We start from the raw sequence: 9,507 nt of genomic DNA, 5'->3' as shown, positions 1-9,507 counted from the left end.
TTGAGGATATCCAGATAGTTGAAACTGTTCCCTGCGATGCACTGAGCTTGTCGAAGTGTTCCCTATTCCCTATTCCCTATTCCCTGTTCCCTGTTCCCTATTCCCTATTCCCTGTTCCCTATTCCCTCTCCTCACAGACAACTTTTTCAGCAAACCCCAAATAGAGTTTGATTTTCCCCATTAGACGCAGTGGCAAGAGATAAGTTTTCAACAATGATAGGAACAGATAAACAACTGTGAATTACAAACGGTAAACTTCTGACAATCTAGAAACAAAATGGTATTATTGTAACTCTTCAGCTATGGCAACCTTTAACACCTAGATCCCCGACTTCTGGTGATCAATTTATAATTTATGGACACAATAAATAAAAGAAGTCGGGGATTTTATCACCTGATCTGAACTCTTAGGTATTATTTTATGTCTAACTGTTCTTAGATCCACCATGACCGTTGCGAATATCCCAGGCTAATTCTAACATTTGTGTCCAGCGTTTTTGTAGTTGTTTCGGGGTACATTGCACAGCTTTAGAAATTAGTACATCACTTTGACAAGCAGTTTTTAACTCAAAAATTTGCTGTTGTTGTGGTGTGAGTTGATTCCAGAAAATATCCCATTGTTGGGAAGATAAACCTAACTTATGTTCTAAACCAGCACCTAACCATTGATGAACTAATTGCCATTGATGCTGTTTGGCAAATTTCTCAACGTGATATTTAAATCTTTGTTGTAAATAATCTCTTTGACGACTGGTTAAACCGAGAATTTGGTCAATTTCTGGGGCAGAAAGGTCTTGAAGTTTGAGAGTCAAGTAATCCATGCAATCAGATTGTCCTTGGGACTCTAAATATTTCATCAATTCGGTAATCACACGATTGCGTTCTGATTCCTCCGAGGGGTCAAAACCTGGTTTAGCAATCATTTGTGAGCGAATTTGCTGCACTGCCACATTGCGTTGATAGGATTCGGCTTCTTCTGTTTTGGCAGAATCTACCGCCATTTCAATATCTACAGTCGTTTCTTGGGGTTGACGACGGGCAAAACCTTGAGCGCGGAGAACGATTAATTGCTGATTAGCACCACCAGGTAAATTAATCCGGCGTTTGGCATATTGTTCTGTAAACGCCATATACTCAGCTACTTGTAACTGAGTCCGGGGAGTGTAATCTTCTGGTAATTCGGTTTCTCGACGGAAAGCTTTAATGGCTTCGATATAAAAAGCCTGTAAAAAATCTTCAATCAGATTATAACGAGCCTCAAAGCCCAAATCTGAGCCGGCAACTGTCACGTGACGATAAACAATTGCCCCCAAACTGCTGTGTAACTCCACCCGACCTTGTTTAGAACCAAGTTGGTAGTAACGCAAACACTTTTGTAAACGATGTCTTCCTAAAGTAATTTGCCAAGACTGAATTTGTCCTGAATTTTGGATGCGGGAGCTTTTATCACATATCCGTTCTACTTCTTTGGCTATGCGCTGGGCTACAGCTTGTACATCCCCAGATGTAGCTTTAACTTGAGATTGCATCTCATGGGATAAAAGTTGCACCAATGTGTCGGTATTGGCGGTAGATAATTCTTCCAGAGAAATATAGCTATTAAAAGCAGATGTAGAATTAGGCAGATTGGCGATGTTAGCTTTCATGACTTTTCTATCAAATTGGTATTGCACCTTAACTCAAACGCAGATACAGCATTTAAGAGCTGTCATATCAGTGAGCATCTTTAGGAATTTATGCCTCAAGACTCATAATTCTGACTGCTGATATGTAAACACTGTAGGAAATTTCCAAAGTTAAGGGCTTGTTACTTATGTCGCTTTTTTTTTAGCAACTAAATCAACGATGACATAATAAATATTTACTCTCAAGGCAAAATGCCAAAACCTAACCATGACAACGTTTGCGCCAGTTTCATGATTGAGGATGACAACACCTGTGACTATGACAATTTCAAAATTGACGTAGGGTAATCAAAATTAGTACAACCGAGTCCAAAATCAAGGGTTGCACTTGTAAAGCTTTATTCTTAAACCCAAGCAGTTAGAGCTTCCCAACCTAAACCCCTCCGTATAATGACTGGTTCTTCATCTGTTAGATCTAAAATGGTAGACACTTGATATGTAGGTTCTTCATCGGTGTCAATGATGATATCTACCAGCTTGTCAAAATGGTCATATAAATCTACTTGTGACAACATTGGTTGTTGTCCGTCCTCAACTATTTCCTCATCTTCGTCATTGACTCTGACATGAGCGGAAGTGGAAATAATTGGGTTTCCTAACGCTTCGAGTAATGCCAAGCAAACGTGATGATTGGGGACTCGAATACCTGTGGTTTTACGTTTGGGATTTTGGACTAGTCGCGGTACTAATTTGGTCGCAGGAAGCAAAAATGTGTAGGGTCCTGGTATTAGCCGCTTCATTATCCGGTAGGCTGTATCACTTACGAAAGCATAAGTTGCCACATTGGAAAGTGAGGGACATAAAAATGTCAGAGGTTTATCGTTTGCTAACTGCTTGATTTGCCGGACTCTTTCTACCGCTGATTTGGCATTTAAGTCACAACCAATTGCATACACTGTATCAGTAGGGTAGAGCATGATAGCGCCACTTAATAGCGCTGACTTTACTTCCTCTATTCGGCGGCTTTGAGGATTATCAGGATGAATAGTGAAAATTTTGGCCATAATGATGATTGGTAATGGGTAATGGGTAATTGGGTAATGACAACCGACAATTAACAAATAAATTTATGAATAAAATCGCTTATCTTCAATGTCCAACAGGAATTTCTGGTGATATGTGTCTAGGGGCGTTAGTTAGTCTAGGCGTGCCTGTGGAATATTTGACAGAAAAACTCAATGGTTTGGGAATTGAGAAAGAATACCGCTTGCGGGCAGAGTTTGTCCATCGTCAAACGCAACAAGCAACTAAGGTTCATGTGGATTTGGTTGAACATCACCATCACCATCACCATGAACATGATCACTACCATGGCCGTCATTTGCCAGAAATAGAGGCGATGATTCTTCAGGGGAATTTGCCAAAACAGGCGGAAGCTTGGAGTTTAGCTGTTTTCCGACGGTTGGCGGTAGCAGAGGGGGCTGTTCATGGCATCGCACCGGAAAAAGTTCATTTTCATGAGGTGGGGGCTGTAGATGCGATTGTGGATGTTGTGGGTACTTGTTTAGGTTTGGATTGGTTGGGTATTGACAGCGATCGCTCAGGGTTGCCTTTGCTATACTGTTCTGCATTTCCCACTGGAGGTGGTACTGTTCATGCTGCACACGGAAGAATGGCAGTACCAGTACCGGCGGTGTTAAAGTTGTGGGAAATGCGGGGTTGTCCAGTTTATAGTAATGGTATTGACAGAGAATTGGTAACACCAACGGGGGCAGCGATCGCTACTACCTTAGTTCAAGACTTTGGTTCACCACCACCAATGACTATCAAACAAGTAGGATTAGGAGCGGGTTCTCTAGATTTACCCATTCCTAATATACTACGGTTATGGCTAGGTGAAAGCGAATCTTTACAGACTGATAACTCTAATTTAGGGGCATATTCCCCAAATTTAGAATCCATTACTGTATTAGAAACTCAAATAGATGACTTAAATCCCCAAGTATTCGGTTATGTATTTGAGGCGTTATTCGCTGCGGGTGCGGTGGATGTGTTTACCCAACCCATAGGGATGAAAAAGTCTCGTCCTGGAGTTTTATTAACTGTGATTTGTCATCCTGAAAAGTTGGCTAGTTGTGAAGGGGTGTTATTTCGAGAAACTAGCACTTTAGGCATTCGTCGCACTACTCAACAACGATCAATTCTACAACGGGAAATGCAAAAAGTAGACACTATTTATGGAACAGTAGCGGTAAAGGTCGCATGGACAGGAACAGCTACGGAAAAGATAATTACTAATATTCAACCTGAATATGAAGATTGTGCAGAATTAGCGCGGAAAAATAATATCCCTTGGCGAGAAATTCACAGATTGGCCTTAGAAAGTTGGTATTTACAATTTCACAGTTAACAAGATCCCCGACTTCTTAAAGAAGTCGGGGATCTGAATATTTACAATATTCAAAAATGAAGAAAATTTTGCGGTGGTTGATTTTAGGTGGAACGCTGTTTTTTTTGCTGAAGGCATTAAAAGATAATTGGTTGGGAGTTAGTGCTATTCGGATTAATATTACCGGATGGCTAATATTAGCAACTGCTACAATTGTAACTTTATTGGCTCATATTTGGGCGGGTTGGATTTGGGCTTGGGTACTCAGGGAGTTAAATCAATCTGTATCTGCTATTGAGTTTATTCAAGTTTATTTAAAAACGAATATTGCTAAATATTTACCTGGGAATGTATGGCATTATTATGGGAGAATTATGGCGGCTAAAAATGCTAACATTCCCACTCATGTTGCTACATTAAGTGTTTTATTAGAACCGCTATTAATGTTAGCAGCAGCTTTAATTATCATTGTTTTATTTGGTAGTCAACTTATTGTTAATAATCTGAATTTTAATTTAATTATTCTGCAATTTTTAGCTTTAATAATTGTTTTAGGTGTGCTTGATCCCCGATTTTTAAACCCAGTAATTCAACTTTTAGATCGGTGGAAAAATAAAAAATCTAATGGAGAAAATCAGTTAACTGATATTTTTATAATTAAACGCTATCCGGTAAAACCCTTATTAGGAGAATTAGTATTTTTAGGGTTGCGTGCTTCTGGATTTATTTTAACTATGTTGGCTGTAAATTCTTTAAATTGGGAGCAAATACCCTTATTAGTGGGGGCTTTTAGTTGTGCTTGGGTATTGGGGTTAGTTGTTCCTGGTGCGCCTGGTGGTTTGGGCGTGTTTGAAACCACAGCCATTTTACTCTTACAATATCATTTTCCGGCGGCTTTAGTGATTAGTGCGATCGCTCTTTATCGTCTCATTAGTATCTTAGCAGAAACCGCCGGAGCAGCCTTAGCTTGGTTATTAGAAAAGTAGGGGCGAACGGCCGTTAGCCCCTACTCCTCTGTAGTTCGTTATTCCCCAACTTGTGCGTACGTTCTAAAAAAATCCCAGTGCTGCTGTAGCCATTTTCCTTATAGTCATTCCTATTCAAGTGAGGTACAAGTAGTAATAATTGAACGCAGATGGACGCAGATAAACGCAGATAATTTTGTAGTTCATTAGACTGGGAAACGCTATATTTTCAAGAAAGAAGTTTTAAATATTCTCTCCATACAGATGAAAGATGAAATGATTTTTGATGATGTTCTAATTTGATTAATAAATATCTTCTAGTTAATGATTGTAACCCGTTAATTATTTCCATTGATGATAGGGATAAAGATTCTTTTATCTCATCTCTTGATAGAGGTTGCTGATTTTGAACTATTTTCAATAAAATTTGTTTTTCTACATCAGTTAATTTATTCCAAGTTAAATCAAATTGACTTTTAATATTTTCTGTTAAAATCAAACAATTTTCTTGCATAAATTCAGAAGTTTCACCATGAAATATATCTTTAATTAAAATACTGATATGTTGTAAATATCTAGGATGTGTTTCGTATAGGTTTATTAGGTCTAACCAAACTTCCTCATGTATGTCAGAGGAAGATTTTGCTAAATTTGCAAATAACAAAGAAGCATTTTTAGCCTGGTTAAAACAAAAAGAAAATAACTAACTAATCTATTTAGGATATAATTAGGAGATGGATAATTATGGATGATTCCCAGGAAATAGCTAAAATTAGAGCTAAACTAATCGCAGAAATAGAAGCTATGGACGCTGCTGAACTAAAAATTAAAGCTAAATCGGAAAAAAGTCTAAAGAAACTGATTTCTGATTTATTAGTTTCGGCTGCTAAAGGTTTTGGCTATATGTTAACAAAAGCTGCTGCTGACAAGTTAATTGAAGTTATCTTCAACTGGGTTGTTGCAGGTTTTTGTTAGTAAGTAGGTTGGGTTGAGGTAACGAAACCCAACAAATATTTTCTGACAATATTGATAGGGGTTTTACAAAAATTCAATATTATTGTACATATATTCAGGTTCTAAACATTCCCAAATTAAAACTAAATCACTAATAACTTTTCCAATTGACTGACGTTTTTGGCGAGCATAAATAATACCACAATGTTCAATTCCTGTAGCAGTTAAACTTAGAAAATCATCATCAAAGGTAAAAATGACTCGTTTTTGAGAAACAGCAAAAGCTAATTGTTGTTCATCAGATTCACCAATTAACTCTTCTTCTGGGGAAGTTGTCACATCAACTCCTCTCATTCTTAAACCGTTTGCTATAGCATTACCAACATTTTCATCAAGGTGAAACTTAATCTTGTTTGACATTTTCACCCTTTAATATTTTTTCAACTAAAGAAGGTTTATTACCTTGTAATTGTTTAGCAAAAGCTTCTCCCTCTTCAATGTGCTGTCTAATTTCTTCTCTGTGATCATGATAATAAGCCAAAGCTGCATAAACATCTGCGAGAGAAATACTAGGATATTGATAAACAATTTCATCAGGTGACATTCCCATCCTTTCATGCCAAATGACAATATCTTGAACCTTAATTCGATGTCCAGCAATACGCGGTTTTCCTCCACATACTCTCGGAGTAATAACTATGTGTTCTTTGCTAACAGATAGAGTAGTCATAAACTGTGATTTTCATGAGTTGGTAAAATTATCTCATATTTTATTATATAAAAATTAATATTTTCGCTGCAATTATTCAACAGAAATTACCTGAACTAAAAAAAGGTTCTACCTTGGATATCACCCAAAGCAGAACCTTGAAGAATTTATAAACCCGAAAAAACTAACTCAATACCCAGCTAACCAAAGTTCTCACACCATAACCAGTCGCCCCAGCACTGTTATAGCCACTTTCCTTATCAGCCCAAACAGGTCCGGCAATATCTAAATGCGCCCAAGGGGTATCCTTAACGAACTGCTTCAGGAATAAAGCCGCAGTAATAGAACCGCCATAACGGGGTCCAGTATTTTTCATGTCGGCAATACCTGATTTCATCCCTTCAAAATACTTCTCTTCCATCGGCATCCGCCAAATTTTCTCACCTGCGGCTTCTGAGGCTGTTTGCAGTTGGGAAGCTACAGTATCATCAGGTGTAAATAAACCGGCGATATCATCACCCAAGGCCACCACACAAGCACCTGTAAGAGTTGCTAAATCAACGATCGCATCTACACCCAATTTATCAGCATAGACTAAGGCATCAGCCAAGGTTAAACGCCCTTCAGCATCGGTGTTATTAACTTCGATGGTTTTGCCATTTGATGCGGTTAAGATGTCTCCTGGGTGCATAGCCTTACCGCTAATCATGTTTTCGGTAACAGCAGAGATAAAGTGAACCTCTACATCTGGCTTTAATTGGCCGATAGCTTTAGCAGCGCCTAAAGTAGCCGCAGCACCACCCATATCTATTTTCATGGTTTCAATGCCGCTACCAGCACCTTTAATATTCAAACCACCGGAATCAAAAGTTAAACCTTTACCAATAATTGCTAGTTTCCGTCTAGGTGTGGTAGCTGGTTTATAGATGAGATGAATGAATTTAGGTGGTAATTCTGAAGCTTGGGCAACTCCTAAAAATGCCCCCATGCCTAGTTTTTCACATTCTTCCTGTTCTAAAATTTCCAGTTCTAAACCGTGTTCGTGAGCGATCGCTTGGGCGGTTTCTGCCATAGTGATGGGTGTAACCGCATTTGCTGGTGCTGCTACTAACTCCCTCGCCAAAATCACACCGGAAACAATTTGATTAGCGCGGGTAATAGCGGTTTCTTGTCCTGCTAAACCGAGTAAATCAATAGTTTCAATTTGGGGATTTTTATCTTCTGGTTCGGATTTAAAGCGAATATCTTGGTAAAGTGCTAATTTCACACCTTCAGTAATAGCTTGGGCTGTAGCGGCTGGGTCATTATCCCACAGTGGTAAACTGATGGCTAGAGTTTTAGTTTTTTGCTTTTTAGCAGTTCGGGCGACAGTGGCCGCAACACGGCGTAAACTTTCTAATTTCAGCGCGTCCGGTTTTCCTAAACCGACTAAAATCACCTTGCGTACTGGATGGGTCGCGCCTACACGAATGACGACGGTGCTATTTGCCTTACCTGTAAATTCTTCTTCGGCAATAATTTCTTTGAAAATTCCCGCACATTTATCATCTAAGGTGGCCAGATCACCCGTTAACTCTACTGCGTCTTCAAACACGCCGACGGCTAAGGTGTCACCAGTCCAATCTAATAATGCTGTATTTGTAGGTTGAATCGTCATTTTTGTAAGTTATGTCTATCGTCCTTCTTGTACCAGTATTGCTTAAATTTTCACAAATCATGGGCTTTTTATGCAACGTCTTGACAATCTGGTAAGATCACAGAATAGTTGATAAATGTTCAATTTACAAAGTTTTATCAGTTTCTTGCTAGTCTGTTGCCCAAAAAATTATTATTATGCCTAAAGAAATTAATCAACCCCAACTACCACCCACCAGCGCCATTGAAGCTGTAACTAATGTTGCCTTTGAAAATTGGTTTGAATATCCCGTCAGAGCCCAACCTCATCATACTGACTATGCGGGTATAGTTTGGCATGGTACATATCTGACCTGGATGGAGGAAGCACGGGTAGAATGTTTGCGTTCTATTGGCATTGAATTTGCTGATTTAGTGGCTTTAGGCTGTGATTTGCCTGTTGTGGAGTTATCAGTCCGTTATCATCGGTCGGTGCAGTTAGGAATGTCAGTCTTAGTAAGAACACGGATGTCTGAGGTGACAGGAGTGCGGATGAATTGGGATTATAAAATTATTTCTCCTGATACTCAGGATTTATATTTAACTGCTCAGGTGACGTTAGTGGCGCTAGATCGGGAAAAGGGTAAAATTATGCGTCAGTTACCACCTGCGGTTCAAGATGCTTTAGCGAAGATTTCCGGTTCTCGCAAGATGGGGTAAAAAATACAGGACTTACTGTTGTAGGTTAGTAGGACTTACGCAAGATATGGTTGAAACCCCGATTTTTCCGTAGGGGTAATTCATGAATTACCCCTACTTTCGTTGTGTTTTGCGTAAGTCCTGGTTAGGTTGACGGAAGGAAACCCAACATTAACTAATAATAAATGTGTTGGGTTGCATTTTATTTAACCTAACCTACAAACTAAAACAAAGGTTATGCTTGTCTTAGGTCTGTGATCCTACATATATTGCAAACGAGAGCGTTCCTAACCCAATTACCATAACAACAGGATTTCCTGAAAAAATTCCAGCAAGACCGATGATACCGAAAACAACAAGAATACCAATTATAACTTTCTCAATAGCCAATCTCCCTGAGAGATAAGATGAAATTATATAGCCATTCCCATGCTAGTGAGGTACAAAGTTTTTTCGTTGTAGGAAGAAGGATCAGGGAACAGTGAATAAATTGGTGTGTACTTCATTAGACTGGGAAACACTATATACGATATAATACAAGATTTTTGCAAG

Annotated in this window: 10 protein-coding genes; 4 read left to right on the top strand and 6 right to left on the bottom strand. The window is 38.9% G+C overall.

Features of this window, described 5'->3' with window-relative positions:
• Positions 1–425: 425 nt before the first annotated feature.
• Positions 426–1,646 (bottom strand): HetZ-related protein, encoded by a 1,221-nt coding sequence (locus tag CUN59_RS16540; protein WP_104388874.1) that lies wholly within the window; start codon positions 1,644–1,646, stop codon positions 426–428.
• 383 nt (positions 1,647–2,029) lie between these two features.
• Entirely contained in the window at positions 2,030–2,689 is a 660-nt protein-coding gene (locus CUN59_RS16535) for an L-threonylcarbamoyladenylate synthase (RefSeq protein WP_104388871.1), read from the bottom strand.
• Positions 2,690–2,754: 65 nt separating this feature from the next.
• Between CUN59_RS16535 and larC the strand changes: the two genes are divergently transcribed.
• Entirely contained in the window at positions 2,755–4,035 is a 1,281-nt protein-coding gene (gene larC, locus CUN59_RS16530; protein ID WP_104388870.1) for a nickel pincer cofactor biosynthesis protein LarC, read from the top strand.
• 56 nt (positions 4,036–4,091) lie between these two features.
• Entirely contained in the window at positions 4,092–5,000 is a 909-nt protein-coding gene (locus CUN59_RS16525; RefSeq protein ID WP_104388869.1) for a lysylphosphatidylglycerol synthase domain-containing protein, read from the top strand.
• Between the two features lie 208 nt (positions 5,001–5,208).
• On the opposite strand, the gene CUN59_RS16520 is transcribed toward CUN59_RS16525, so the two are convergent.
• Positions 5,209–5,643: a hypothetical protein gene (locus tag CUN59_RS16520; RefSeq protein ID WP_104388868.1), complete on the bottom strand. Its 435-nt coding sequence runs from the start codon at positions 5,641–5,643 to the stop codon at positions 5,209–5,211.
• Between the two features lie 80 nt (positions 5,644–5,723).
• On the opposite strand from CUN59_RS16520, the gene CUN59_RS16515 reads away from it, so the two are divergent.
• A complete protein-coding gene (locus CUN59_RS16515) occupies positions 5,724–5,954 on the top strand; it encodes a hypothetical protein (RefSeq protein WP_104388867.1) in 231 nt (76 codons plus the stop codon).
• A 63-nt stretch (positions 5,955–6,017) separates the two neighbouring features.
• Here CUN59_RS16515 and CUN59_RS16510 read toward each other — a convergent pair whose 3' ends face one another.
• The 3 genes from CUN59_RS16510 to CUN59_RS16500 form a co-directional block, all read right to left on the bottom strand.
• On the bottom strand, positions 6,018–6,353 hold the full coding sequence (locus CUN59_RS16510) for a DUF5615 family PIN-like protein (RefSeq protein WP_104388866.1): 336 nt from the start codon (positions 6,351–6,353) through the stop codon (positions 6,018–6,020).
• Positions 6,337–6,663: a DUF433 domain-containing protein gene (locus CUN59_RS16505; protein WP_104388865.1), complete on the bottom strand. Its 327-nt coding sequence runs from the start codon at positions 6,661–6,663 to the stop codon at positions 6,337–6,339. The genes CUN59_RS16510 and CUN59_RS16505 overlap by 17 nt, the downstream gene beginning before the upstream one ends.
• Positions 6,664–6,826: 163 nt before the next feature.
• On the bottom strand, positions 6,827–8,299 hold the full coding sequence (locus CUN59_RS16500) for a leucyl aminopeptidase (RefSeq protein WP_104388864.1): 1,473 nt from the start codon (positions 8,297–8,299) through the stop codon (positions 6,827–6,829).
• 176 nt (positions 8,300–8,475) lie between these two features.
• Between CUN59_RS16500 and CUN59_RS16495 the strand changes: the two genes are divergently transcribed.
• Positions 8,476–8,976, top strand: coding sequence for an acyl-CoA thioesterase (locus tag CUN59_RS16495; protein ID WP_104388863.1), 501 nt, complete (start codon positions 8,476–8,478; stop codon positions 8,974–8,976).
• Positions 8,977–9,507 lie beyond the last annotated feature (531 nt).

Origin of the sequence: Cuspidothrix issatschenkoi CHARLIE-1 (assembly GCF_002934005.1) — a bacterium.
In the GTDB taxonomy this organism is placed as follows: Bacteria; Cyanobacteriota; Cyanobacteriia; order Cyanobacteriales; family Nostocaceae; genus Cuspidothrix; species Cuspidothrix issatschenkoi.
This window is presented reverse-complemented; position numbering and strand designations above follow the sequence as displayed.